This window comes from Tenacibaculum sp. AWR4_210, from assembly GCF_056160945.1.
On record NZ_JBSWYF010000004.1, the window covers coordinates 313605 to 339882 of the forward strand.

Sequence of the window (26278 nt, forward strand, 5' to 3'; positions counted from 1 at the left end):
AGACGCATATTGAAAAAATGATTTGCCTCAGCACACGAGGTGCTGAGACATTTCACTGTGCTTATTCTTCTAACTTAACGTCTAATCCTAAACCTTTAAGTTCGTGCATTAATACGTTGAATGATTCTGGTAAACCAGGTTCTGGCATAGCCTCACCTTTAACGATGCTCTCATAAGTTTTGGCTCTACCGAGTACATCATCAGATTTAACCGTTAAGATCTCACGTAGGATACTCGATGCACCATAGGCCTCAAGAGCCCATACCTCCATCTCTCCAAAACGCTGACCTCCAAACTGAGCTTTACCTCCTAATGGCTGTTGAGTAATCAACGAGTAAGGTCCAATAGAACGGGCGTGCATCTTGTCTTCAATCATGTGACCTAGTTTAATCATATAGATTACCCCTACGGTTGCTGGTTGATCAAAACGCTTCCCAGTACCTCCATCAAATAAGTAGGTATGACCAAAACGAGGAATTCCAGCTTCGTCTGTCAACTTATTGATTTCGTCTAATGAAGCTCCGTCGAAAATTGGAGTTGCGTACTTCTGACCTAATTTCAATCCAGCCCATCCAAGTACTGTTTCATAAATCTGTCCGATGTTCATACGCGATGGTACCCCTAATGGATTCAATACGATATCTACTGGTGTTCCATCTTCTAAGAATGGCATGTCTTCTTGACGAACGATACGTGCAACGATACCCTTGTTTCCGTGACGTCCTGCCATTTTATCTCCAACTTTCAATTTACGTTTCTTAGCTACGTAAATTTTAGCCAATTTCAAGATACCCGCTGGAAGCTCATCCCCTACAGAAATGGTAAACTTCTCTCTACGCAATACCCCTTGTAAGTCATTCACTTTAATCTTGTAGTTGTGTACTAATTCCACAACCAATCTGTTTAAGTCTTTGTCTGTTGTCCAAACACCGCTCAAGTGCGTGAAGTCTTCTACAGAATTCAACATCTTTTGCGTGAACTTCTTACCTTTTGGCAATACCTCTTCTCCTAAGTCATTGTAAACTCCTTGTGAAGTTTTTCCAGTAACTAAATTGAAAAGTTTATCTACTAAACGCTCTTTAAGCCCTTCGAACTTAGAAACGTAAGACGCTTCTAAGGTTGCAATAGCTTCCTTATCACGTGCACGTTTGTTCTTGTCCTTAACAGCGCGTTTGAATAATTTTTTATTAATTACAACTCCTCGTAAAGAAGGTGATGCTTTTAATGATGCATCTTTAACATCTCCAGCTTTATCACCGAAGATTGCGCGTAATAATTTCTCTTCTGGAGTTGGGTCAGATTCTCCTTTTGGAGTAATCTTACCAATTAAGATATCTCCAGGGTTTACCTCCGCTCCAATTCTGATCATTCCGTTTTCATCGAGGTCTTTGGTAGCCTCTTCAGAAACGTTCGGAATATCATTTGTCAATTCTTCCGCACCTAACTTCGTATCACGTACATCCAATGAATATTCATCGATGTGGATAGATGTAAAGATATCCTCACGTACTACACGCTCAGAAATCACGATTGCATCCTCAAAGTTGTATCCTTTCCAAGGCATGAAGGCAACTTTCATGTTTCTACCTAAAGCTAATTCCCCTTGTTGGGTAGCGTATCCTTCACAAAGTACTTGTCCTTCCTCAACGCGATCTCCTCTCTTAACGATAGGCTTCAAGTTGATGTTGGTTCCTTGGTTGGTTTTTCTAAATTTAATAAGGTCGTACGACTTTTCATCAGAATCAAAACTCACCATACGCTCTTCTTCGGTACGATCGTATTTGATAATAATTTTGTTCGCATCAACGTACTCTACTTCACCAGCTCCTTCCGCATTGATCAAAATACGTGAATCTTTGGCAACGCGACGCTCTAATCCAGTTCCGACAATTGGAGATTCTGGACGCAATAATGGTACTGCTTGACGCATCATGTTCGATCCCATCAAAGCACGGTTGGCATCATCGTGTTCCAAGAAAGGAATTAGCGACGCTGAAATCGAAGCGATCTGGTTAGGAGCAACGTCCATATAATTAATTGCCTCAGGCGTTTCCACTGGGAAGTCACCTTCTTCACGAGCAATAACTCTGTCCGTTCCGAAAGTTCCATCTTCGTTAACAGGAAGATTCGACTGTGCAATTTTCTTTCCTTCTTCCTCCTCAGCACTTAAATAGATAGGCTCTTCTGGAGCAACAACCCCATTCTCTACCTTTTTATAAGGAGTTTCGATAAATCCTAAATTATTTACCTTAGCAAATACCGCTAAAGACGAAATAAGACCAATGTTCGGTCCTTCCGGTGTTTCAATAGGACATAAACGACCGTAGTGCGTATAGTGAACGTCACGCACCTCGAATCCTGCACGCTCTCTCGATAAACCTCCAGGCCCCAATGCCGATAAACGACGCTTGTGAGTAATCTCTGCTAATGGATTGGTTTGATCCATAAATTGAGACAACTGGTTAGTTCCGAAGAACGAGTTGATTACAGACGATAACGTCTTTGCATTAATCAAATCGATTGGCGTAAAGACTTCGTTATCACGAACGTTCATACGCTCGCGAATCGTACGTGCCATACGCGCTAAACCAACACCGAATTGTCCGGCTAACTGCTCACCAACGGTTCTCACACGACGGTTCGATAAGTGATCGATATCATCTACTTCAGCCTTAGAATTGATCAACTCAATCAAGTACTTGATAATGGTAATGATATCGTTCTTAGTCAATACCTTTTGATCTAAATCTTCATCTAAACCTAATTTGGTATTCATTCTAAAACGTCCTACTTCCCCTAAACTATAACGTTGTTCAGAGAAGAATAACTTCTCGATAATTCCACGAGCAGTCTCCTCATCTGGCGGTTCAGCATTACGTAATTGTCTATAGATATGTTCTACGGCCTCTTTTTCAGAGTTCGTAGGATCTTTTTGTAATGTATTGTGGATGATGGCATAATCGGCCTGTAAATTATCCTCTTTGTGAATAAGGATAGTTTTAGCTCCAGACTCGATAATTTCATCGATGTGTTCTTTCTCTAAAATGGTATCACGATCAAAAATGATTTCGTTACGCTCAATCGATACTACTTCTCCTGTATCCTCATCAACGAAATCTTCGTGCCAAGTTTTTAATACTCTCGCAGCTAATTTAGCTCCTAAAATTTTCTTTAATCCAGCTTTAGAAACCTTCACTTCCTCTGCTAAATCAAAGATCTCTAAAATATCTTTATCTCTTTCAAAACCTATGGCTCTGAATAACGTAGTTACTGGTAATTTTTTCTTTCTATCGATATAGGCGTACATCACCTGATTGATATCGGTAGCAAATTCAATCCATGATCCTTTAAAAGGAATAACTCTGGCTGAATATAATTTTGTTCCATTTGCGTGGAACGATTGTCCAAAGAATACACCAGGAGAACGGTGTAACTGAGATACCACTACACGCTCGGCACCATTGATAATAAAGGTACCTGAATTGGTCATATAAGGAATTGTACCTAAATACACATCTTGAACGATCGTTTCGAAGTCTTCGTGTTCAGGATCGGTACAGTATAACTTTAAACGCGCTTTTAAAGGTACACTATAAGTTAATCCACGCTCAATACACTCTTGGATGCTGTATCTTGGTGGGTCAACAAAGTAGTCTAAAAATTCTAATACAAATTGATTACGGGTATCAGTAATCGGAAAGTTGTCCATGAAAGTCTTGTATAAACCTTCATTACCTCGCTCCTCAGCCTTCGTTTGAAGTTGGAAAAAATCCTGGAAAGATTTTACCTGAATATCTAGAAAATCTGGATAGTCAGCTCCTAATTGAGATGATGCGAAGTTAATTCTTTCAGTAGTGTTTATCGTTGCCAAAAGAGATACTATTTTTAAATTAAAAATATTTTGTTTGAAACTGTAGGTTTCAAGAATGCAATTTTTATTGCAACAACCGATTCTAAATCAGTTTTTTATAGTCGTATAATCACAGAGAACGGTCTGTGATTCGATATAGAACGAATATATACACAAAATGGTTTAGGTCTAGAAACATAAGTCTCTAGTACCTAAACCTTTATTGTTTTCCCCGTGGATTCACGGGTGAAGAAATTACTTAAGCTCTACTTCAGCTCCAGCTTCTTCTAAAGACTTCTTAAGACCTTCAGCCTCATCTTTAGATACTGCTTCTTTTACTGCTGCTGGTGCGCTATCAACGATCCCTTTAGCTTCTTTTAATCCTAAACCAGTTAATTCTTTAACTAATTTAACAACTGCTAATTTAGATCCTCCTGCTGCTTTTAAGATCACGTCAAATTCAGTTTTCTCTTCAGCTGCTTCTCCTGCTCCTCCAGCTGGACCTGCTACTGCAACTGCTGCTGCAGCTGGCTCAATACCATACTCTTCTTTTAAAATATCAGCTAATTCATTAACTTCTTTTACTGTTAAGTTAACTAATTGTTCTGCGAAATCTTTTAAATCTGCCATTTTAATTGTTTTTTAAAAATTTTATTATTTTAGTTTATTAGTGCGCTATTTTATTTTTCTGATAAGGTCTTTAAGATACCAGCCAACTTACCTCCACCTGATTGAAGTGCTGAAACAACATTCTTCGCAGGCGATTGTAATAATCCAACGATATCACCGATAAGTTCTTCTCTAGACTTGATGTTAACAAGAGCGTCTAATTGGTCATCTCCAACATAAACAGCTTCCTCAACATAAGCACCTTTTAATAAAGGCTTGTCTGATTTTTTTCTGAACTCTTTAATAACCTTTGCTGGAGCGTTAGACGCCTCAGCGATTAACATTGAAGTGTTACCTTTCAATACGTCTTGTAACTCTCCAAATTCTTTATCAGAAGCTTCCATTGCCTTAGCAAGCAATGTGTTCTTTACAACAGCCAATTGTACGTTAGCTTTAAAACAAGCTCTACGTAAGTTAGATGTAGTGACTGCATCTAAACCAGAAATATCTGCTAAATAGATCGTGTTAGTATCTGCTAATTGTGCTGTTAAATCTTGTATTACTTGTGATTTTTCTTCTCTAGTCATGATAAAAAAGTTTTAACTGCCTTACGATACAGATTTTACATCTACTGCAATACTAGGACTCATAGTAGAAGACATAAAGATGCTCTTCATGTAAGTTCCCTTAGCTGCAGTTGGCTTTAATTTGATAAGTGTTTGAATTAACTCATTTGCATTTTCTTCAATCTTCTTAGCATCGAAAGATACTTTTCCGATTGCAGCGTGTACAATACCAGTTTTGTCAACTTTAAAGTCAATTTTACCAGCTTTAACTTCTTGTACTGCCTTTGCAACATCCATCGTTACTGTACCAGTCTTAGGGTTTGGCATTAAACCTCTTGGTCCTAAAATACGACCTAAAGGACCTAATTTCCCCATAACACTAGGCATAGTGATGATTACATCAACATCAGTCCACCCTCCTTTAATCTTTTGTAGGTATTCATCTAATCCTACGTAGTCAGCTCCAGCTTCTTTAGCTTCTGCTTCCTTATCTGGAGTTACTAATGCCAATACTTTTACATCTTTACCTGTTCCGTGTGGTAATGTTACAACCCCACGTACCATTTGATTTGCTTTACGAGGATCTACTCCTAAACGCACAGCTACATCTACTGATGCATCAAACTTAACGGTAGTAATATCTTTTACTAACGCTGATGCTTCTGCTAAACCATAAACTTTAGAGCTATCAATTTTAGCGCGAGCCTCTTTTTGTTTTTTAGTCAATTTTGCCATTTTCTAAAACGCTTTAAAATTTATTCAGGAGCATCACCTGTTACTGTTAATCCCATTGAGCGAGCCGTTCCTGCAATCATTCTTGCTGCTGAAGCGATTTCGAAAGCATTTAAATCTGCCATCTTATCTTCTGCAATTGCAATACATTGATCCCAAGTAACGCTAGCTACTTTTTTCCTATTAGGTTCTCCAGAACCTTTCTTAATCTTGGCCGCTTCTAATAATTGTACTGCAGCTGGTGGTGTTTTTACAACAAACTCGAAAGATTTGTCTGTATAAACTGTGATAACAACAGGTAATACTTTACCTTGTTTGTCCTGTGTACGAGCATTAAACTGCTTACAGAACTCCATGATGTTAACACCGGCAGCACCTAAAGCGGGTCCAACTGGTGGCGACGGATTCGCAGCACCTCCCCTAACTTGTAGTTTTACTAATTTACTTACTTCTTTTGCCATTGTTTAAGATTTAATGATGTGCCGTTTAGTGGAAGCTAACAGCCATCTTTAATATAGGTGTAACAATTAAATTTTCTCTACTTGCATATAGTTAAGTTCCAATGGTGTTTTTCTACCAAAGATCTTAACCATAACTTCTAGCTTACGCTTTTCTTCATTTACATTTTCAACCGTTCCGTCGAATCCGTTAAATGGTCCGTCAATAACTTTGACAGTTTCTCCAACGTTGTAAGGAATCGCAACGTTCTCATCTTTTACAGACAATTCGTCTACCTTACCTAACATACGATTTACTTCTGATTTACGCATTGGAACAGGATCACCTCCTTTAGTTTCACCTAAAAACCCGATAACTCCAGTTACCGATTTAATTACGTGAGGAACCTCTCCGGCTAAATTAGCTTCAACCATAACGTATCCTGGAAAATAAACGCGTTCGCGGTTTATCTTTTTCCCATTGCGTACTTGAATAACCTTTTCCGTAGGAACAATAACTTGGTTTACATAATCCGCTAACCCATGACGAGCAATTTCAGTCTCGATATACGTCTTTACTTTATTCTCTTGGCCACCAATTGCTCTCACAACGTACCACTTCATCACCGTTTCTGCCATTACTGAGCGATCATGTTAAAAAAGTTATCTAATCCCATCTGAAAAACTTTATCTATGCCAGCTACTACTACAGCGAATATAACTGTAAATGCAGCAACAATTACCGTAGACTTTTGTGCTTCTTCACGAGTTGCCCAGGTCATATTTGTATTTAATTCTTCAAAAGAATCCTTAATGTATTGTACAAAGTTATTCATGATTTAATCCTTTTAACGAGTTACAGTAAGAAACCATAACTCGTTTAGTTTTGCACGGGTTGAGAGACTCGAACTCCCGACACCTGGTTTTGGAGACCAGTGCTCTACCAACTGAGCTAAACCCGTATTTGTTTTATTTGAAAAGAGTCTCCGTCTCGACAGAGACTCTTTTTTTATATAGGTAAATTATTAGTCTAATAATTCAGTTACCTGACCAGCTCCTACTGTTCTACCTCCTTCACGGATAGCGAACTGTAAACCTACGTTTAATGCGATAGGTTGGATTAAGTCAACAGTAATAGTTAAGTTATCACCAGGCATTACCATTTCAACTCCATCAGGAAGCGCGATGTTTCCAGTTACGTCAGTTGTACGTACGTAGAACTGTGGACGGTAGTTGTTGTGGAATGGAGTGTGACGTCCACCTTCTTCTTTTTTCAAGATATATACCTCAGCTTTAAACTTAGCGTGTGGAGTTACAGAACCTGGCTTACAGATTACCATTCCTCTCTTGATATCATTCTTGTCAATACCTCTTAATAAGATACCAGCGTTATCACCAGCTTCTCCTCTATCTAAGATTTGACGGAACATTTCAATACCAGTTACAGTAGAAGTTAATTTCTCCTCACCCATACCGATGATATCTACAGCATCTCCAGTGTTGATGATACCAGTTTCGATACGTCCAGTTGCAACAGTACCACGACCAGTAATAGAGAATACATCCTCGATAGGCATTAAGAAATCTTTCTCAGTATCTCTTGGTGGCTCCTCGATCCAAGTATCAACAGCCTCCATTAATTCTAATACTGTGTTCACCCACTTCTCTTCACCGTTTAAGGCACCTAAAGCTGAACCAGCGATTACAGGACCATTATCTCCATCGTACTCGTAGAAAGACAACAAATCTCTAACTTCCATTTCTACTAACTCTAATAACTCCTCATCGTCAACCATATCAACTTTGTTTAAGAAAACAACGATACGTGGAATACCTACCTGACGACCTAATAAGATGTGTTCACGAGTTTGTGGCATTGGACCATCAGTAGCAGCAACTACTAAGATAGCACCATCCATTTGTGCAGCACCAGTTACCATGTTCTTTACGTAATCGGCGTGACCTGGACAGTCAACGTGAGCATAGTGACGATTAGCTGTAGCATACTCTACGTGAGAAGAGTTAATTGTAATACCTCTTTCTTTCTCTTCTGGAGCGTTATCAATTTGATCAAATGCTCTTTGCTCAGAGTATCCTGCATCTGCTAAAACTTTAGTGATTGCAGCAGTTAAAGTAGTTTTACCGTGATCTACGTGACCGATAGTACCTACGTTTAAGTGCGGTTTCGAACGATCATAAGTTCCTTTTGCCATGATTATTAATTTTAATTCTTAGTTAAATATATTTAGTGTTACTTTAAAACCTAATTTTTTAAAAAACTCTAAAAGAGCCAATGACGGGACTTGAACCCGTGACCTCATCCCTACCAAGGATGCGCTCTACCAGCTGAGCTACACCGGCTTTAAAATGATTTAGAGCGGGAGACCGGGTTCGAACCGGCGACATTCAGCTTGGAAGGCTGACGCTCTACCAACTGAGCTACTCCCGCTTTAAAATTTAAAAAATATAGTGGGGAGAGCAGGATTCGAACCTGCGAAGTCGAAAGACAACGGAGTTACAGTCCGTCCCATTTGGCCGCTCTGGAATCTCCCCAAATACTTTTTACTATTTTAATGAACTTTTTTTGAGCCGATGGAGGGACTCGAACCCACGACCTGCTGATTACAAATCAGCTGCTCTAGCCAGCTGAGCTACATCGGCTTTCCCTGTATAAAAACAGTCCGCTATTTCTAACGGACTGCAAATGTAAAAAGTTATTTCGAATATTTAAAACTTTTTTTGAATATTTTTTTTTAAACAACGGTTGCCCTCAGTTTTTCTTTGGATTTTCGCAACTGTCTTTTTAGAGATTCCACGCTGATACTCACGCCCTCTTCAAAGGTTTTACACTGTTTTTTTACCATCAATTCATTTCCTGGAATATTTATCTTAACTTCCGTAATCTTATTTTCCTTTTCACTCGTATTTTGAACTTTTAAATAGACTTCTACATCTACAATCTTGTCGTGAAACTTTTCTAAACATCCAACTTTCTTCTCGATGTAGTTGATTAATTTCTTGTCCGCGGTGAAGTTAACAGATTGTGTAAATACCTTCATAATCTTCCTATTTATTTCGACCCCCTAGGGTGAGCCATGTTAAACACTTTTTTAATTTCTTCCAAGTCGTTGTGTGTATAGACTTGGGTAGCGGCTAAACTTTCATGCCCTAGCAATTCCTTAACCGAATTTAATGACGCGCCATGGTTCAGTAAATGGGTCGCAAAAGCATGTCGCAGCATATGCGGACTTTTTTTTACCTTACTTGACACCCTACTAAAATACGAATTAATTATGCGATAAACAAGCGTTTCATACACTTTAACACCGCGCTTGGTCAGAAACAAGTAAGGACTCTCTCCTCGCTCTAAAACAACTTCTTTTCTCTTTGTCAAATACTTATCAAGTACCTCTTCTACAAAAGGCAATAGCAAAACCAAGCGCTCTTTATTTCGCTTGCCCTTTATTTTTATCGTTTTCTTAACAAGATCCATAGATTCCAGCTGTATCCCTATCAGTTCAGATCGCCTGATTCCCGTGGCGTAAAACAATGAAACGATCAAGTGATTGCGAACAGCTTCAAAGTCGTCTCCTTTTCCCAAAAGACGCAAGGCCTCTGTCACTTCTGCTTCCGTAAAGGGCGTGTGCACCTGACGCTGCATTTTTAGGGATTTGTGTTTGGCCAAAGGGTGTACAGAAACATCTCCTGTTTTCTGGAGAAAATTGTAAAAAGATCTCAGACTGCTGGTCTTTCTATTTACCGACCTGTTGGAAATACCTGAATCTACCAATTCAATCACCCATGCACGCACCTGCACATAGCTTACAACGCGTAAGTCATCCACTTCGTAAACTTCCTTACAAAACCGCTCAAAACGCTCTAAATCGTTTTTATACGCAAGAACAGTATGCGGCGAGTACTTTTTTTCTATCTCCAAATAATCTAAAAATGCCTGTATCATGGTTATCGTATATCGTTAACGTAAACTAAACTAACAAAAAAACCCATATTGCTAGGCAATATGGGTTCATTTATTGTGTGAAATAGCTTATCCTATTTCTTCTTGTGTTCTTAATCTCTGAACGTAAGCTGCTTTGATTCGCTGAGCTCTGTTCGCTACTGAAGGCTTGGTGAATTGCTTTCTACTACGCAATTGTCTCATTGTCTTCGTACGATCGAATTTACGCTTATAACGCTTTAACGCTCTGTCGATATTCTCTCCTTCTTTAACTGGAATGATTAACATATGTTTGCACCTCCTTTCATTGTAGTATTCTATATTTTAGACGCTTCCCTCATCGCTGTGCTTATAGGATCGCGGTTTATTCTATTTTTTCGGTGTGCAAAGATACAGAGAGTTTTATAAATAACAACTTAATTTTAAATTATTTTGGCGCCCACACAGAATAGCTCTTCGGCGGTACTTGAATCTTAACCCATTTTCCTCCTTGAGTTACAGGTTCCCAGCCAGAATGCCCTGTAAAATCCTTAATTCTAGTATTCGACCAGTTGGTTTCAACCCATCGCTCTTGCCAGTGATTCGCATTGTTGATATACACAATTAACCCCGCATTGTTATGTCCGTTTCGTTTGGCGATGTATTCATCATTGTCTGTATAGAGTATGTTTGTACTACCTCCGGCCAGATTGTTATGGATCCAAATAAGGTTATTTAGTCGTTCTTTGTTTAACCATTCTTCGTAGTCTCTATAAAATATAGTCGGATACCCTTCATGCGTCAGTATGTAGGCATAAGCCAACATTTTTCCGTGATAAATTTCATTGGTGTCGTGATTGGTTACGAAGGTTACCGCACGTGATGCATTGCGCTTCCAAAGCATATCGTCTTTCAATTTATTGAGGTTATTACCATCAAAAGCATCTCTCATACGGTAATAACAAGCAAAATCAAAAGCACTGGCCTCTGCTTGACCTGACCACCAGTCTAAGGTACCAGCATTTCCATCCCAGTATTCTCCTACTGTAAATCCACCGACTTCATTTTTCCAATCTTTAACCACCCATGGTTCGAATCCTTTTACGTAATCGAAACGCCAACCGTCAAAGCCTATGACATTTTTGTAGTACTTAGCTACCGATTCTGGATTTTTCCACAATTCGTTTTGCACGCGTACCTGTTTGTGACTCAAATCAGGGAATCCTCCAAAAACTCCCGTATCACTTTGATAATTACTATTGGGATGGAAGTCTTCGAACGTTCGAATAAATCGTCCGGATTTCGGCTGAAACTTCGTCCAGTAATTTTTACCGCTTACCGGATTAAATTCACTCTGTCCTCCACTGTTGTGATTGATAACAATATCTGCGATAACGCTAAGTTTTGAACCGTGAGCAGCGCTGATCAAGTTCTTTAATTCCGATTCTGACCCAAAACGCGTTTCTACGCTTCCCATCTGATCGTATTTTCCGAAGTCAAAATAATCAAAAGGATCATACCCCATAGACAGGGCTCCATTTTGAGCTTTTGTCGCAGGAGGTAGCCAAATGGCATCAATCCCAGCATTGCTCCAATCTTGTACCTTAGAACGTACCGTATTCCACCAAGTACCTCCAGCGGGAACATCCCAATAGAAGGCCTGCATCATAACTCCTGATCCGATGGGTTTCAATCCAGGGCGTTGATCTGATACGGTTTTTACCTGTCGTTCTTTAGTAGCGATTTGTTCTACCGGATCTTCCGAAGAACAACTCATAAAAAAAGGTGCGGTTGCCAAAAGCAATCCACAAGTATTTAGAAGAGTTTTCATGTGTATAATTTTTAATTCGTAAGGAAATTAGTAAGAGTTCCTGACACTGCGAAATCGTTATCGAAACGAAAACGATTTCGTGTTGAAAACTTATTAAATTCGCAGGATTAGAATCGAAAAATAACACAGTTTACAAAAAAAGCCTTTCGAAATTCGAAAGGCTTTAATCTGTTATATCATTTACCGATTTAGGTTGCCGGCTTGTATTCTTTTTTGTCAATCACCATTTTTGCGATGATCTCCTTTAGGATCTCAGAAGTTCCTCCTCCAATAGGCCCTAATCTACTATCGCGTAGTAACCTCGCCATTGGGTATTCTTCCATATATCCATAACCTCCTAATAACTGCAGTGCATCATAGATAACCTCATCAGCCATTTTAGTTGATAATAACTTACTCATACTCGCTTCTTTTACCACGTATTGCCCATCGTTAAGACGCTTGGTAATAGAGTAGTTATATTCTTTGCACATATCAACACGGCTTGCCATCTCAGCGATTTTATGACGTAACGCTTGAAACTCATTGAGGTTTTTACCAAAAGCTTGGCGTTCGCTCATGTATTGTAATGCGTAATCTACGGCGTATTCTGCACGTGCATGTGCATTGATTCCCATCACCAATCGTTCAAGAGCAAAGTGTTGCATGATATAAGAAAAACCAAGTCCTTCTTCTCCCATCAAGTTTTCTTTCGGCACTTTAACATTGTCAAAAGCAATTTCTGCTGTATCTGATGCACGCCAACCTAACTTATCGAGTTTTGTCGATGAAATCCCTGGAGTATCTCTATCTACTACAAAAATACTCATTCCTTTGTGCTTTGCATCAGGATCTGTTTTTGCAGCAACTACCAAATAATCCGAATACACTCCATTGGTGATAAATGTTTTTGAACCATTGATTACGTAGTGATCTCCTTCTTTGAGTGCAGTTGTTCTCATCCCGGCAACGTCGCTTCCTCCAAAAGGCTCCGAAATACACAAACACCCTACTTTATCTCCTTCAATACTCGGTGTCAAATAGGCTTTTTTGATTCTGTCATCCCCTTCTTTATTTAAGTGCGTCATTGCTAAATACGCATGCGCCCACATGTTTGCAGCAAACCCTCCAGAATTAACTTTCTGTAGCTCTTCAAGAAATATTACTGTATAGAAAAGATCTAATCCTAGTCCTCCGTACTCCTCAGGTTGGTTTAACCCAAAATATCCCATCTCACCAAACTTCTTCCAAATGAATCTCTCCACGGTACCGTCTTTCTCCCATTTATCAACATGTGGTACTACTTCTTTTTGTAAGAAATCCCTAAAACTTTGACGAAAAGACTCATGCTCTTCGCTAAAATACATACTATTCATTGACTTTATTTTAGTTGTTGTTTTATTCAGCTAACAAATATAAGACTATTCTATTGTATTTTTTCATAGGGAAATTGCTAATATTTTGCAAATCCTCAATATTTTGAATCTCAGCAACCTCTTCTTTATAGTCCAGAATCATTTTTGCCGTTTTATAATCTACATAGGGAATCCGCAATAGTTCTCTAAAAGTCAAGTCATTTACATTCTTCTTTTCAATATACGGTGGATGTTTTAAGGAGAACACCGTCCATATTTGCTCACAATTAATTTTACTCAGGCCCCACACCTCCTCCAATTGCGACTTGTAAGTAAATCCTATTATTTTACGGCGATAATTTACAATTCTCTTTGCCAAATCTGCTTCGAGTCCTAATGCACGGATGAAGTCATTGGCTGAAGCTCTGTTAATACTGGTCTCTGCGGGCGAGTAGCGTTTTATCACCCCCCTGGTAGTTCTGGGCTTCTTCTTCGCTGGTTGGGTTTGAGCTTCATACTGTTTTCTGCTTGTGAAATACGAATAGGATTGGAGGTGTCGCGCCAAACTATCCGTCAATTTAGCTACCGTTTTAAATTGCTGAAATGAATGCAGGTAGCCCCCTTGTTTTCGAAAGGTTTGTAAACGCTCCCATTGCGACAGTGAAAGTCCCCAAAAATACGCACTGCCTTCGTTTAGGTAATTTGGATTAAACGGGTACAACGTCCTTTTTACGCTTGTTTTCAATTGCGACAAACTATCTAACTGCCGTCTTATACGGATCAGCTCTGAAGAATTCGTACTGTCCGTTACCTCTTGAGGGTTTCCGATACTGTAGTAATACACCTGTAGTACCACAACCAGAAGCACCAAAGCAAAAATCCCATTTCTGTGACGTTTAGAGTACCAGAAATGGGATTTGAATATTTTCATGTTGTTAACCTTTAGCCTCGAATCGCTTCTAAATAGCGTTTGAGTTGTTTTTTAACCACTGGCATCAAGAAGTAGAGTCCTACCATATTCGGGAATACCATTGCGAAAATCATCGCATCTGAGAAGGCCCAAATAGAATTCATACTTGCTGCGGCACCGATTACCACAAAAGTCAAGAACATAATCTTATACACCAAATCAGCAGTCTTACCTCTTCCAAACAAGAACTTCCAAGACTGTAATCCGTAATACGACCATGAAATCATAGTTGAAACGGCAAACAAAACTACTGCGATTGTCAAGAACACATTTGAAAAAGGAATGTATTGTGCAAAGGCTTTTGATGTAATTCCTGCTCCTTCCACACGGATACCGTCAATCAAAACTCCACCAGTTCCATCACCACCGTATTCGAAGAATCCTCCAAAATTGAAGATAATGATCACTAAAGCAGTCATACTACAAATAACTACGGTATCGATAAATGGCTCCAATAAGGCTACTAACCCTTCAGAGGCAGAATATTTCGTTTTTACTGCAGAGTGTGCAATTGAGGCAGAACCAGCACCTGCTTCATTCGAGAAAGCTGCTCTTTTAAATCCTACCAATAAAACACCGATAACTCCACCAACTCCAATAGCTTTTGGATTGAAAGCTTCTGAAACAATCAAAGCAATGGCATCGTCAATCATGCTAAAGTTAGCACCTAAGATATACAAACACGCCAATAAGTATAACAAGGCCATGAATGGCACTACTTTTTCTGTTACTGTTGCAATACGCTTGATTCCACCGATGATGATGATTCCTACTATTAAAGCCAATACAACACCAATAATTGCTCCTGCACTAGATCCTTCTAATCCTAATAATTCTTTAATAACTACGGTCGCTTGGTTTGATTGGGCAGCATTACCTCCACCAAACGATCCACCAATACAGAAAATAGCAAACAACACAGCTGCAATTTTCCCTAATGTTTCAAATCCTTTTTCTTTAAGTCCTTTTGAAAGGTAGTACATCGGTCCACCGTAAACAGTTCCGTCTTCTCCTACATCTCTGTACTGAACTCCTAAAGTACACTCAACAAACTTAGTTGACATCCCTAGTAAACCACAAATAATCATCCAAAACGTAGCACCTGGTCCACCGAGGGCAATTGCCAATGCAACTCCTGCAATATTTCCGTTTCCTACTGTTCCTGAAACTGCGGTTGCTAATGCTTGGAAGTGCGATACTTCTCCTTCATTACTTTCGTCTTTAATAGTCTCTATGGAATCTCCTCCTGGAGTTACATCTCCATAAGCAGGTTCAACAGTTGCGTGATCCAAATCGTCATACTTACCGCGAACTACATTGATTGCGGTTAAAAAGTAACGGATATTTGGGAACCCAAAATAAATCGTAAAAAAAGCGGCACTTGCCACTAACAATATCAATACGAACGGGGTGTCTCCAATAATTGGAAAAAATACTAGACCACTAAAAAAGTCAGAAATAGGTTGAAACTTTTCGTCTATAATTTGGTCTAACCCCTTTTCTTGGGCAAAAGTAATCATGGGTAAAAACACCATGAGAAAGGACAGAAGTTTTGTCTTCATAATATAAAGTGTATGATTAGATTTTTGAATTAGCGGGTTGCAATATCTTAAAAAATTGAAGTTTTCCCAACTTTTAAGCGTTAAATATGAGTTTTTACGTTATACTATGTTTAAATTTTTGTAAATCTTCTTTAAAACTTCTCGTAGCCAACCCGAGTTCCTTTTCCGTTTTATCAAGATTAAAACCTGTTTTTAAAGGCCTTAGGGCTCGTTGATTCAGTACTGATGACGGTATAGGTTTTATTAAATTACCGTCTAATTCGAAGGTTGTTGCAATCTCTTGGGCTATTTCGTAAATGCTCATTAAGGTATTGGAAGAAATGTGAAAAGTACCGTAAGAGGCTTTCGCAATCGCTAGTTCACAAGCTTTGGCCAACTCCACTACATAGGTAGGCATGCGGTATTGATCCGTAACTACGTTAATTTCCTCTCCTCTTTCCAGTGCTCCTTTTACCCAAAGCACGATATTACTACGCGACATATCGAATACCTTACCATATACCAATATTGTACGCAGCACGGTGTACAAACAGTTTGACTGTTGCAAAACCTCTTCGGAGCGCACCTTTGATTTGCCGTAATAACTCAGAGGATTCACGGCGTCCTCTTCTTTGTAGTAGCCCCTTTGTCCATCAAAAACAAAATCAGTTGACAGGTGAATGAGATGGCACTTTGTTTTCGCTGCATAAGTTGCTAACACTTCTACCAGTGTAATATTTAAAGCATCGCACTGCGCTTTCGCGTCTTCGCACTGATCAACATGGGTCATCGCTGCCGTATTTACGATGACATCCGGTGCCACTTCTTCCAAGGTATCGATTAGTGTTTCGGTAGCCAATAAATCCAGATCTCGGTATTCAAAATCCGTTCGTCCGCTTCTGTTATTGCCTCTTGCAACCCCTATAACGGTATACTGCTCAGGTTTACTGAGCAAGACTTGCAGTAAACTCTGCCCTAAAAGGCCATTACTACCAGTAACTAGTACTTTTTTCATTAAAATAATTCTCTTAGTTTTTGAATTTGCTCAGGACGACCAAGTACGATGAGATTCGCATCGGCAGTTAAGGTTAAGGAGGCATCGGGATTAATGACGTACTCTTGTTCCGGTGATTTATATCCGATTACGGTACATCCCGATTTTCTTCGAAGGTCTAAATCCAAAATCGTTTTACCTATATAAGACGTAGGCAAATCATTGACTGCAATTTCTTCTAGGTTCGCAGTAGTATCACCTTCAATAGTTAAGCGATCTACAAACTCGATAACGTCAGGAGTAACGACTAACATCGCCATATGAGCTCCCCCTAATTTGTCGGGCATGATAACATTGTCAGCCCCTGCTATTTTCAGTTTGCTATTCGAAGTTTCTTTAGAAGCTCTACTGATAATTTTACATTGTTTATTTAACTGCTTTGCGGTAAGTACCACAAACAAATTATCCGCATCAGAAGGCAATACGGTAATCAAATTGGCGGCTCTGTAAATTCCCGCCTTTATTAAAGTCTCATCTAAACTCGCATCACCTTCCACATTTAGAATTCCGCGGCTATCGAGTGCTTCTATGATTTCTTTATCCTGTTCGATGATTACGACCTGCTGTTTGTAGCTATCTAACTTGGCCAGAGCTTGACGCCCATTTCTACCATAACCACAAACGATAGTATGTCCTGTTAATGCCTCAATTTTCTTTTGCACTTGTTTAATTTTTAATTGGTAAAAAAACTGTCCACTAATAAGGTATTCTGAGAATGAAGAAACCGCATAACCAAAGATGATCAAGCTGGACAAGATGAGTCCTATGGTAAAAATCTTCTCTCCTTCACCAAACTCATGCACTTCTCTAAACCCCGTTGTAGACACGGTAATAATGGTCTGATACAAAGCGTCGATAAACGAATAGCCAAAAACGTACTGATACCCAGCCCATCCGGAAACGAGTATAAGCACAGAAAAAGCAATAGCCTTTCGCAAACGCGATTGTAAAAGCCTAGTTATCATAAATCAAATACAGAAGTTCTTTTGGTGTAAATCATATCTTTTAGGCGCAATAAAAAAGCCAAGGTTAAATACACTCCGAACGACAGTCCAATGGTTACAAAGGAAATATAAATAAAAAACAATCGCACATTAACAGCTCGAATTCCCAAACGGTCGGCCAATCGCGCCGAGACATAAAATCCATTTCTCTCAAAAAAATAGCGTACAGAATCAATCACTGAGTTTCTAAATTTAGATTTTAATGCAAGATACTATTTTGTTTAGTTCTAGTAAACTAAAATACATAAGATTGCTTAAATTTGCTACTTCCTGAAAATGACCCACCTTTGAAAGAACAAGAATACATTGAAGTTTACGGAGCCAGAGCTCATAACCTAAAGAATATAGATGTAAAAATCCCACGAGAAAAACTAGTTGTAATAACTGGACTCAGTGGTAGCGGAAAGTCATCACTTGCCTTTGACACAATATACGCCGAAGGACAGCGGAGGTATATCGAAACCTTTTCTGCGTATGCACGTCAGTTTCTGGGAGGGTTGGAAAGGCCCGATGTGGATAAAATTGAAGGCCTGTCACCAGTGATTTCTATTGAACAGAAAACGACAAACAAAAGTCCACGTTCAACCGTTGGAACCATAACAGAGATCTACGATTTTCTGCGTTTGTTATTTTCCAGAGCAGCTGATGCCTACTCGTTCAACACAGGTGAAAAAATGGTCAGCTATTCCGATGAGCAAATCAAGGAATTGATCCTACACGATTTCGACGGAAAGAGAATTGCCGTCTTAGCTCCCTTAATCAAATCTAGAAAAGGACATTACCGAGAGCTCTTTGAACAAATTTCTAAACAGGGTTTTGTTCGTGTTCGCGTAGATGGAGAGATCCGGGAAATCGAAAAAGGAATGAAACTCGATCGTTATAAGACGCATGATATTGAAGTCGTAATTGATCGTTTAGTTGTCAACGAAGCTGCCGAAAAGCGCCTTGAAGAAACCATTAAAACGGCCTTGTACACGGGGAACAATATTTTAATGGTTATCGATGTAGACGATGAGAAACCGCGTTATTTCAGTAGAGACCTCATGTGTCCGAGCACCGGAATTGCCTATCCTAACCCGGAACCCAATACCTTTTCGTTCAATTCACCGAAAGGAGCCTGTCCGCAGTGTAACGGATTGGGGATTACCAACGAAATTAACTTACAAAAAGTAATTCCAGACGATACTATTTCTATAAAAAACGGGGGGATCGTTCCGCTAGGAGAGCAAAAAAGCAGTTGGATTTTCAAGCAACTTCAAACCATTGCGGAGCGCTATAACTTTAAATTGACAGATCCTATCAAAAACATCCCTGCTGAGGCCTTACAAGTCATCTTGCACGGAGGTAAGGAAAATTTTTCCGTTCAATCGAAAGCGGCAGGAGTAACGCGCACCTACAATATCGATTTTGAAGGTATCATTGCCTTTATTGAAAATCAATACAAGGCTACTGATAGCTCAAGTATTAAACGTTGGGCCAAAGGATTTATGGAAGAAGTTAGCTGCAATTCTTGTGAAGGAAAGCGACTAAAAAAAGAGGCCTTACATTTTAAAATAGCAACAAAAAACATCAGTGAACTCGCACAAATGGATGTCAGTGAATTGGCCAAATGGTTTCAAAACATCGACGATCAATTGAGCGAAAAACAACATAAAATTGCCGCTGAAATCCTCAAGGAAATCCGCACGCGTATCCAATTTTTATTGGATGTCGGACTGGATTATTTGACCCTTGACCGAAGTTCAAAATCGCTCTCAGGAGGTGAAGCACAGCGCATACGACTGGCTACCCAAATAGGGTCTCAGCTCGTTGGCGTATTGTACATATTAGACGAACCTAGTATTGGCCTTCACCAAAGAGACAATGAAAAACTAATCAACTCATTGGTCAAGCTTAGAGATGTAGGTAATTCTGTACTCGTAGTGGAACACGATGAAGACATGATTAAGCAGGCAGATTACGTGCTAGATATCGGTCCGGGAGCTGGACGACATGGAGGAACCATCGTCAGTGAAGGAAGTTTTGACGAATTAAAAGAACAGCCAACCCTCACTGCTGATTATATTTCTAAAAGAAAAACCATCGAAGTCCCTGCGGAACGAAGAGCAGGAAATGGGAAAACAATTACCTTAAAAGGAGCCACAGGGAATAATCTTAAAAATGTTTCCGTAAGTTTTCCTCTCGGGAAAATGATTTGTGTTACTGGAGTTTCGGGAAGTGGAAAATCGACCCTGATCAACGAAACACTCTACCCCATTCTCAATGCGCATATCTATCGAGGTGTTAAGAAGCCGAAACCTTATAAAAGCATCAAAGGATTGGAGCACATCGATAAGGTGATTGATATTGACCAATCTCCTATAGGGCGAACACCGCGATCGAACCCTGCTACCTATACCGGAGTTTTTAGTGAGATACGCAGTTTATTTGCCAAAACCCCTGAGGCCTCTATTCGAGGATACAAACCGGGACGCTTTAGTTTTAATGTAAAAGGAGGTCGTTGTGAAACCTGCCAAGGAGGCGGATTACGCGTTATAGAAATGAACTTCTTACCCGATGTTCACGTAGAGTGTGAGACCTGCCAAGGAAAGCGTTTCAACAGAGAAACACTAGAAATTCGCTACAAAGGTAAATCCATTGCCGACATCTTAGAGATGACGATTAACGAAGCTGTGGCCTTTTTTGAACACATCCCGAAAATTTATCGAAAACTAAAAACCATACAAGATGTAGGCCTTGGGTACATTACTCTCGGACAACAATCAACAACCTTATCAGGAGGAGAGGCACAGCGCATAAAGTTAGCTACCGAACTCTCCAAAAGAGATACGGGAAATACCTTTTATATACTAGACGAGCCAACAACAGGTTTGCACTTCGAAGACATTCGCGTATTGATGGAAGTTTTAAACCAGCTTACTAACAAAGGAAATACAGTATTGATCATTGAGCACAATCTGGACGTTATTAAACTAGCGGATCATATTATAGATGTCGGATTGGAAGGCGGAAAAGGCGGAGGTCAAATACTCGTTACAGGAACTCCAGAACAAATTGTGGATCATCCGACGAGTTATACCGCGAAGTTTCTCAAGAAAGAATTATAAAAAAAAGAGTGATGTTCCCATCACTCTTTTTTTATACTAGTTTTTTTAACAGTGCTGTAGCTTCCAGGTGTTTAAAATAATTGTTCTTTACAATTTCATTGAGCAGGCCAATCCCTTCCTCTTTTTCTCCTGACAACAATAAGTTCAACGCTTTGTACCAATAACCTTTGGAGCTATCTAACAAATCACTGCTGATGAGCTGGTCAAGAACGCGATTTGCATCGTCATACTTTTTCAATTGCGTATAACTAACTGCGGTGTACAAATATAAGTTTGAACTATCTTTAGTTACCTCTAAGGCCTTTTCAAAAACCGGTAGCGCCTTTTCAAAATCTCCCTGCTTAAAATAATTCTCAGCCTCAGCCAAACTATTATCTTCTGTTACACTTCTGTGAATCATACTGGGAATTTCACTTGCGTTCAAGTATTCCATGTACGAATCTTCAACACGTGTCGTTCCGTTACCTGTGGTCGACACCCAGAAAAACCCGATTAAAAAAGCGATACTGGCAGCGACAACAAGCATTTTCATGTTAATGCGTCTGACTTTCGTCGGTGCCTCTTTCGTCGGTTTGGCCGCTTTAATCACGCCTTCGAACTTTTTAAACTCCTCGCTCTTAAAAAAGGCTGTTAGCTCCGCTACCTCCTCTGTGTCTCGCTCCTCAAAATTCCAAGATTCTCCATCATAGGCATTGAAGAGTTCACGCTCTTTGTGATACAGATCACTAAATTCCTTATCGGAAGCGATACGACCTTCCACAAACTTTTGCTGGTCGTTATTCAAGTCTCCTCTCAGGAAACCTGCTATTAATAATTCATCTTCCATACGTACTATACTTTGAGTTTTAGGTAACGGTGATCTCCCCTTACCAAATCGGTTAGCTTCTTTTTACACTTAAATACGCGTTGTCGAATTACAGTTTCTGAGTTGTACTCCGTTCTCTCCAACATTTCTGCATACGATAACTTCGCGAAAAACAAACTCAGAATACTCTTACAATTTTCTGATAACATTCCTAATTTTTCAATAAACAATTCTTGCTTTTTCAATTCAATATACGACAAGGCCGATTCTTGTTCGTCACTCACTTGTTCAACAACCTCGTTATTTGTTACCCTATTTTTTCGTTTGTTTAATTCACGTCGCCATAAATTTTTACAAACGGTATATAAAAATCCACCAAAACTCTGTTTGATTTCGAAATTTTCTCGCTTTAATCTCGCTGCGATTTGTAGTAGTGCTTTTTGAAAAATATCTTCAGCATCTTCGTGATTCCCTTTATTTTGAACAATAAAGGTCTTCACCGTAAAAAAGTTCTCCGTATAGATTTGCTGAATTAATTTCGAGTTATTTTTTTCAAGAGCAGTTAAAAACGTTTTTCCATCCATTCTAAAAAATTATAAACAAAAATAACAAAATTTAATTTTAAGGGTAACATTTCATAAAACACGGAACATTTAGTTAGTTGCCAATAATTTAAATAGAAAAACAGGATTTTTTCTATTTCTTTGCTCAAAACGTACACGGCATAAAAAGCAACTACAACAATGATTTATTAATTAAAAAAAAAGAAAAATGAAGCTTACTACATTCAAACAAAAAATGAACATTTTAAAGCTAGTACTGGTATTCGTGGGGGCGTTTACTATTTACAGTTTTACATCAGCACCCTCTGCAACAACGGATCCAATTACTACCACGGATGTAAAATCGGTAGAAGGTCATTCTGGAAGAGCACTAGTAACTTTTGCTCCAGGGGTTTCACACCGTATCCTTGCCAATTTATTTAGTAATATTCAAACACAATATGGTTATTACAGTACTATCGTTGAACCTTGTATCTCCACGCCAAATACCTACATTATACGTTATGGAAGAGGTAGCTTGAGTAGAAGTCTCCCTACAACATTGTTAGACCCTAACGATGATGATGGTATGGGTGGACCAGTGAGACCACAATTAGATACTTTTAAACAAATACTTAACTATGAAGGTGGAAGTATAGTAATGCGTTATGAAGAAGACGGTGTTTGTAGCAATGACGATTTCGGAGGTGAAGGTCCCAAAAAAATCTTCTTACGATAAACCTCAAAAAGCTGCCGTATTTCGGCAGTTTTTTTTTGCCTGACACTCAAATACAGGTACCAGTCTACCACAAGTGAAGTCTCTTAATTTAGCTATTCGCTTAAAAGGCTGCTTTAAACGTTTTGCCCCCACTGTTCTCATCATCCAAAAATACACACGCTCTGTATTAAGAAACCAATCTCCTGGTAGTTCACACAAATTATGCTATAAAATACACATATTTTTAGTAAACTTGTTCCTATTTTACGCATTTCAATTCCTACTGATAACTATGAGATTTCATTTCGTACTACTTTTTCTTACGCTATTCTCTACCTCACCATTTTTTGCTCAATATTCTCGACCCGAAATCGCAAAGCGCCATCAAGTTAAACCATATACAGAACATGAAATCGACAGTATTCTCGATTCACAACCTACAAGAGACTTGGAATTCGCGAAGATCGCCCATAGTTTTTCCTACTTTTTCAAAGGAAAGGACTATGATTTGGCTATAAAATACGGTAAGATTGAACTCAATGTTTTTGAAACTCTCGGTGTTGACAACAAAGACTACGCAAATCAACTCTTCAACCTCGGGGTATTTTACTTTTTTAAAAATGACATTGATGAAGCCATCTCTTATTTCCAACAAGCTATTCAATCCAATCAATGGCCGTTAAAAACTGCACAATCCTATTGCATGCTGGCCAGATCGTTCCGAAAAAAAGGAGAATTCTACAAAGCTCTAGAATACTACCACAAAGGACTTCCATTAATGAGGAAACTGAGCCCTGAAAATGGTTATGTTTTTCACGCCACACGATTGGCGGCTACCTGCTTTTACCTCGACGAACCGGAGCACACGGAGTTTGCATTGACTCATTTGAACAGAGTAGATAGCATCTTGCGCTTACATCCTAATTCTAAGGTAGCCAAAAAACACAATATCATTCTCAACAGCAATATCGGTGCACTCTATACGCTACCTCACAACTACAACTACCAAAAAGCAAAAACCTACTATCAAAGAGGAGCTACCTTAGCGAAACAACAAAACAACGCTCTCATGGCTTCCTTCATTTATAACAACCTCGCCGATTTATATCTAAAATCAGGAAATGACAGTTGCCTATATGCAGTAAAGGAAAGTATGGAGTTTGGTAAAAAGAAGAAGCAGTTCTATTTTGAATCAAATCGAATTCTAGCAGAGTACTATCTAAAAAAGCAAGACTACGCAAGGGCTCATCAATACATTACCAAAGCTATTATGCTGAATTTTCAAACTTCAGAGCCTGGAATGATCTTAAAAAGCAGTAAACAAAAAATAATCAATGCCTATGATATTTCTATTGGCCTTTCCTCTTTAAAGACAAAACTCAAGCTACTTCTAAAACTGTATGATGAACAAAAAGAAACTGACTTTTTAAACCGAGTTATCACAACCGTAAAGGAAGCAAACTACGTTGCTAACACCATTATCAATCACAGTTCAGAAGCCAACACAAAATACCTTTGGCGAAAAGAAATGGATGAAATTTTCAAACTCGGAATTCACGCCTCTTACCTTATGAATTCCCCTGAGTATACCGTAGAATTCATGGAAGCTAACAAAGCCCTTTTGTTAGCCAGTGACATCAAATCAAACGATCAATTCCTTCAACTTCCAAAAAGTGTTGTAAAAAAATACCAATTTTTAAAGAAACAAATACTCACCTTAGAAAATCGATCTCAAAATTCAAAAACTCCTGCTACCAATACCAGAGACTCGCTGTTCAACTTAAAAAAGGAATTCCAACATTTTAAAACTGATATTTCTAAAAAATACGCTACTACCCTTGATCTTACAGAATCAATACCGACGCTTGACTTACGTACTTTAAAAAGTGCGCTAAAAAATGATGAAACAGTAATCTATTATTCAATTCTCAACAATGAACAAGAAACAGCATTCAATGGTTTAACAGGATTAATACTCACAAAAGATCAGACCTATTTTTTTAAAGAAGCGAACACCTCTCCTTTCATTAAGGATCTCAACCTTTTTAAGTACTACCTAAAAACTCCTTTAAAAACAAAAACGCAATTTCAATCTTTTGAAAAAAATGCACATCAATTGTTTACCAAGCTGTTTCCTGAAAACTCTTACCAACACTATGTAAAAAATAAAAAGGTAACTTTTATTACGGATACACAATTAGAAAACATCGCACTTGAAGCGCTTAACACCACCGCCCATAAGCTTACGTATTTGGTAAACTCAACCACTATCCACTACGCCTACTCAATGTCGTTTAACGAATTTAATAGACAAAAAATACGAAGTCAAAACACGGATTATTCCAGCTTTGCCCCCGAACAGTTTAAATTAAAAAGACTCGCTGGATTACCGAACTCTTCAAAAGAAACAACCCCATTGATCAACGCGACTTACGAAGGGAGTCATTTCCGTGCAGAAGAGGCTTCTAAACAAAATTTCACAAAACTAACTGAGGGAAGTAAAATTATCCATTTGGCAACCCATGCCAGTACTGAGGGAGAACCGACCATTTATTTTCAAAAAGACTCCTTGAGTTTACACGAGCTATACAGTTATAAAAACAATGCTGACTTAGTAGTGCTCAGTGCTTGTGAAACCAATTTAGGTGCCGTTAAAGATGGTGAAGGTGTTTTAAACCTAGCACGAGGCTTCTTTTACTCAGGAGCCAATTCGGTAGTTTCTTCTTTATGGAAAGCCAACAATCAAAGTACGGCTAACATTATGGTTGACTTTTATAAAAACTTGACAAATCACCAATCAAAAGCGACTGCCTTAACACAGGCAAAAAGAGCCTATTTAAAAACTCACACCCTATCGGAGCAATCACCATTTTACTGGGCATCCTTTGTCCTTATTGGAAATGCAGAACCTACATTTAAGAAATCATTAACTCCTTGGATAATTTTAGGGGCTTCGATACTATTATTCCTTTTAATTGGTATGGTATATAAACGCTTAAAAACGTCTAATTCAAAATAATTTCATAAACTTGCATTTTTATTAAGAATACCAACACTTTTATCTTAATTCAATACGATAAAATTGTTTTTTTAACAAAGGGGGGACAAAAAAAATTATATGCTAAGAACACTTTTTCTAGAATTATGGTAAAATTCGTATTACCATACTTTTCAAGTGCTATTGAAATTCAATTCACCTAAAACTGAGTTATTACAATAACACCTTAATTACTAATTCAAA

Annotated in this window: 23 protein-coding genes and 5 tRNA genes; 3 read left to right on the plus strand and 25 right to left on the minus strand. The window is 38.8% G+C overall.

Features of this window, described 5'->3' with window-relative positions; translation table 11 throughout:
• Positions 1–61: 61 nt before the first annotated feature.
• The 23 genes from rpoB to ACXAG7_RS09455 all read right to left on the minus strand — a co-directional run bounded on the left by rpoB (position 62) and on the right by ACXAG7_RS09455 (position 18044).
• Entirely contained in the window at positions 62–3871 is a 3810-nt protein-coding gene (rpoB, locus tag ACXAG7_RS09345) for a DNA-directed RNA polymerase subunit beta (RefSeq protein WP_408045031.1), read from the minus strand.
• A gap of 234 nt (positions 3872–4105) precedes the next feature.
• Positions 4106–4480, minus strand: a complete 375-nt coding sequence (gene rplL / locus ACXAG7_RS09350; RefSeq protein ID WP_408045032.1) for a 50S ribosomal protein L7/L12 — start codon at positions 4478–4480, stop codon at positions 4106–4108.
• Between the two features lie 50 nt (positions 4481–4530).
• On the minus strand, positions 4531–5046 hold the full coding sequence (gene rplJ / locus ACXAG7_RS09355; RefSeq protein WP_408045033.1) for a 50S ribosomal protein L10: 516 nt from the start codon (positions 5044–5046) through the stop codon (positions 4531–4533).
• 21 nt (positions 5047–5067) lie between these two features.
• Positions 5068–5760, minus strand: coding sequence for a 50S ribosomal protein L1 (gene rplA / locus ACXAG7_RS09360; protein WP_408045034.1), 693 nt, complete (start codon positions 5758–5760; stop codon positions 5068–5070).
• A 20-nt stretch (positions 5761–5780) separates the two neighbouring features.
• Positions 5781–6218, minus strand: a complete 438-nt coding sequence (gene rplK, locus ACXAG7_RS09365; RefSeq protein ID WP_408045035.1) for a 50S ribosomal protein L11 — start codon at positions 6216–6218, stop codon at positions 5781–5783.
• A 66-nt stretch (positions 6219–6284) separates the two neighbouring features.
• A complete protein-coding gene (nusG, locus tag ACXAG7_RS09370; protein ID WP_408045036.1) occupies positions 6285–6833 on the minus strand; it encodes a transcription termination/antitermination protein NusG in 549 nt (182 codons plus the stop codon).
• Positions 6833–7030 (minus strand): preprotein translocase subunit SecE, encoded by a 198-nt coding sequence (gene secE / locus ACXAG7_RS09375; RefSeq protein ID WP_408045037.1) that lies wholly within the window; start codon positions 7028–7030, stop codon positions 6833–6835. The genes nusG and secE overlap by 1 nt, the downstream gene beginning before the upstream one ends.
• A 53-nt stretch (positions 7031–7083) precedes the next feature.
• Positions 7084–7156, minus strand: a tRNA-Trp gene (locus ACXAG7_RS09380).
• Between the two features lie 63 nt (positions 7157–7219).
• Positions 7220–8407, minus strand: coding sequence for an elongation factor Tu (tuf, locus tag ACXAG7_RS09385; RefSeq protein WP_408045038.1), 1188 nt, complete (start codon positions 8405–8407; stop codon positions 7220–7222).
• A 75-nt stretch (positions 8408–8482) separates the two neighbouring features.
• Positions 8483–8555 (minus strand) — tRNA-Thr (locus tag ACXAG7_RS09390).
• A 15-nt stretch (positions 8556–8570) separates the two neighbouring features.
• A tRNA-Gly gene (locus ACXAG7_RS09395) sits at positions 8571–8643 on the minus strand.
• A gap of 21 nt (positions 8644–8664) precedes the next feature.
• Positions 8665–8747, minus strand: a tRNA-Tyr gene (locus ACXAG7_RS09400).
• Positions 8748–8781: 34 nt separating this feature from the next.
• Positions 8782–8855 (minus strand) — tRNA-Thr (locus tag ACXAG7_RS09405).
• 92 nt (positions 8856–8947) lie between these two features.
• Positions 8948–9253 carry a ribosome hibernation-promoting factor, HPF/YfiA family gene (gene hpf, locus ACXAG7_RS09410; protein ID WP_408045039.1) on the minus strand — a complete coding sequence of 102 codons (306 nt, stop codon included), beginning with the start codon at positions 9251–9253 and terminating at the stop codon, positions 8948–8950.
• 11 nt (positions 9254–9264) lie between these two features.
• Positions 9265–10155, minus strand: coding sequence for a tyrosine-type recombinase/integrase (locus tag ACXAG7_RS09415; RefSeq protein WP_408045040.1), 891 nt, complete (start codon positions 10153–10155; stop codon positions 9265–9267).
• A gap of 87 nt (positions 10156–10242) precedes the next feature.
• Entirely contained in the window at positions 10243–10440 is a 198-nt protein-coding gene (rpsU, locus tag ACXAG7_RS09420) for a 30S ribosomal protein S21 (protein ID WP_408045041.1), read from the minus strand.
• Between the two features lie 139 nt (positions 10441–10579).
• Positions 10580–11962: an alpha-amylase gene (locus ACXAG7_RS09425; RefSeq protein WP_408045042.1), complete on the minus strand. Its 1383-nt coding sequence runs from the start codon at positions 11960–11962 to the stop codon at positions 10580–10582.
• 188 nt (positions 11963–12150) lie between these two features.
• On the minus strand, positions 12151–13317 hold the full coding sequence (locus ACXAG7_RS09430) for an acyl-CoA dehydrogenase family protein (RefSeq protein ID WP_408045043.1): 1167 nt from the start codon (positions 13315–13317) through the stop codon (positions 12151–12153).
• 22 nt (positions 13318–13339) lie between these two features.
• Positions 13340–14227, minus strand: coding sequence for a ComEA family DNA-binding protein (locus tag ACXAG7_RS09435; RefSeq protein ID WP_476666667.1), 888 nt, complete (start codon positions 14225–14227; stop codon positions 13340–13342).
• Between the two features lie 11 nt (positions 14228–14238).
• Positions 14239–15828: an alanine/glycine:cation symporter family protein gene (locus ACXAG7_RS09440; RefSeq protein ID WP_476666668.1), complete on the minus strand. Its 1590-nt coding sequence runs from the start codon at positions 15826–15828 to the stop codon at positions 14239–14241.
• A 94-nt stretch (positions 15829–15922) separates the two neighbouring features.
• A complete protein-coding gene (locus ACXAG7_RS09445; protein ID WP_476666669.1) occupies positions 15923–16822 on the minus strand; it encodes an SDR family oxidoreductase in 900 nt (299 codons plus the stop codon).
• Entirely contained in the window at positions 16822–17826 is a 1005-nt protein-coding gene (locus ACXAG7_RS09450; RefSeq protein WP_408045047.1) for a potassium channel family protein, read from the minus strand. The genes ACXAG7_RS09445 and ACXAG7_RS09450 overlap by 1 nt, the downstream gene beginning before the upstream one ends.
• On the minus strand, positions 17823–18044 hold the full coding sequence (locus ACXAG7_RS09455; RefSeq protein WP_408045048.1) for a PspC domain-containing protein: 222 nt from the start codon (positions 18042–18044) through the stop codon (positions 17823–17825). The genes ACXAG7_RS09450 and ACXAG7_RS09455 overlap by 4 nt, the downstream gene beginning before the upstream one ends.
• 108 nt (positions 18045–18152) lie before the next feature.
• Between ACXAG7_RS09455 and uvrA the strand changes: the two genes are divergently transcribed.
• The gene (gene uvrA, locus ACXAG7_RS09460) at positions 18153–20972 is read left to right on the plus strand and encodes an excinuclease ABC subunit UvrA (protein WP_408045049.1); all 2820 of its coding nucleotides are present in this window, start codon (positions 18153–18155) and stop codon (positions 20970–20972) included.
• Between the two features lie 31 nt (positions 20973–21003).
• Here the strand turns inward: uvrA and ACXAG7_RS09465 are convergent, their stop codons facing one another.
• Together ACXAG7_RS09465 and ACXAG7_RS09470 are read right to left on the minus strand one after the other, a co-directional pair.
• A complete protein-coding gene (locus ACXAG7_RS09465) occupies positions 21004–21798 on the minus strand; it encodes a tetratricopeptide repeat protein (protein WP_476666670.1) in 795 nt (264 codons plus the stop codon).
• Between the two features lie 5 nt (positions 21799–21803).
• Positions 21804–22361 carry an RNA polymerase sigma factor gene (locus tag ACXAG7_RS09470; RefSeq protein ID WP_408045052.1) on the minus strand — a complete coding sequence of 186 codons (558 nt, stop codon included), beginning with the start codon at positions 22359–22361 and terminating at the stop codon, positions 21804–21806.
• A 187-nt stretch (positions 22362–22548) separates the two neighbouring features.
• Here ACXAG7_RS09470 and ACXAG7_RS09475 point away from each other — a divergent pair, with 187 nt between their 5' ends.
• Positions 22549–23058, plus strand: a complete 510-nt coding sequence (locus ACXAG7_RS09475; RefSeq protein ID WP_408045053.1) for a hypothetical protein — start codon at positions 22549–22551, stop codon at positions 23056–23058.
• Between the two features lie 271 nt (positions 23059–23329).
• Positions 23330–26056 (plus strand): CHAT domain-containing protein, encoded by a 2727-nt coding sequence (locus tag ACXAG7_RS09480; protein WP_476666671.1) that lies wholly within the window; start codon positions 23330–23332, stop codon positions 26054–26056.
• Positions 26057–26278: the final 222 nt, after the last annotated feature.

Bases quoted from the DNA above. Each gene is read 5' to 3' on its own strand.
- rplL (WP_408045032.1), bottom strand. From the start codon at position 4,480: ATGGCAGATTTAAAAGATTTCGCAGAACAATTAGTTAACTTAACAGTA.
- rplJ (WP_408045033.1), bottom strand. From the start codon at position 5,046: ATGACTAGAGAAGAAAAATCACAAGTAATACAAGATTTAACAGCACAA.
- rplA (WP_408045034.1), bottom strand. From the start codon at position 5,760: ATGGCAAAATTGACTAAAAAACAAAAAGAGGCTCGCGCTAAAATTGAT.
- rplK (WP_408045035.1), bottom strand. From the start codon at position 6,218: ATGGCAAAAGAAGTAAGTAAATTAGTAAAACTACAAGTTAGGGGAGGT.
- nusG (WP_408045036.1), bottom strand. From the start codon at position 6,833: ATGGCAGAAACGGTGATGAAGTGGTACGTTGTGAGAGCAATTGGTGGC.
- secE (WP_408045037.1), bottom strand. From the start codon at position 7,030: ATGAATAACTTTGTACAATACATTAAGGATTCTTTTGAAGAATTAAAT.
- tuf (WP_408045038.1), bottom strand. From the start codon at position 8,407: ATGGCAAAAGGAACTTATGATCGTTCGAAACCGCACTTAAACGTAGGT.
- hpf (WP_408045039.1), bottom strand. From the start codon at position 9,253: ATGAAGGTATTTACACAATCTGTTAACTTCACCGCGGACAAGAAATTA.
- ACXAG7_RS09415 (WP_408045040.1), bottom strand. From the start codon at position 10,155: ATGATACAGGCATTTTTAGATTATTTGGAGATAGAAAAAAAGTACTCG.
- rpsU (WP_408045041.1), bottom strand. From the start codon at position 10,440: ATGTTAATCATTCCAGTTAAAGAAGGAGAGAATATCGACAGAGCGTTA.
- ACXAG7_RS09425 (WP_408045042.1), bottom strand. From the start codon at position 11,962: ATGAAAACTCTTCTAAATACTTGTGGATTGCTTTTGGCAACCGCACCT.
- ACXAG7_RS09430 (WP_408045043.1), bottom strand. From the start codon at position 13,317: ATGAATAGTATGTATTTTAGCGAAGAGCATGAGTCTTTTCGTCAAAGT.
- ACXAG7_RS09435 (WP_476666667.1), bottom strand. From the start codon at position 14,227: ATGAAAATATTCAAATCCCATTTCTGGTACTCTAAACGTCACAGAAAT.
- ACXAG7_RS09440 (WP_476666668.1), bottom strand. From the start codon at position 15,828: ATGAAGACAAAACTTCTGTCCTTTCTCATGGTGTTTTTACCCATGATT.
- ACXAG7_RS09445 (WP_476666669.1), bottom strand. From the start codon at position 16,822: ATGAAAAAAGTACTAGTTACTGGTAGTAATGGCCTTTTAGGGCAGAGT.
- ACXAG7_RS09450 (WP_408045047.1), bottom strand. From the start codon at position 17,826: ATGATAACTAGGCTTTTACAATCGCGTTTGCGAAAGGCTATTGCTTTT.
- ACXAG7_RS09465 (WP_476666670.1), bottom strand. From the start codon at position 21,798: ATGGAAGATGAATTATTAATAGCAGGTTTCCTGAGAGGAGACTTGAAT.
- ACXAG7_RS09470 (WP_408045052.1), bottom strand. From the start codon at position 22,361: ATGGATGGAAAAACGTTTTTAACTGCTCTTGAAAAAAATAACTCGAAA.
- ACXAG7_RS09475 (WP_408045053.1), top strand. From the start codon at position 22,549: ATGAAGCTTACTACATTCAAACAAAAAATGAACATTTTAAAGCTAGTA.
- ACXAG7_RS09480 (WP_476666671.1), top strand. From the start codon at position 23,330: ATGAGATTTCATTTCGTACTACTTTTTCTTACGCTATTCTCTACCTCA.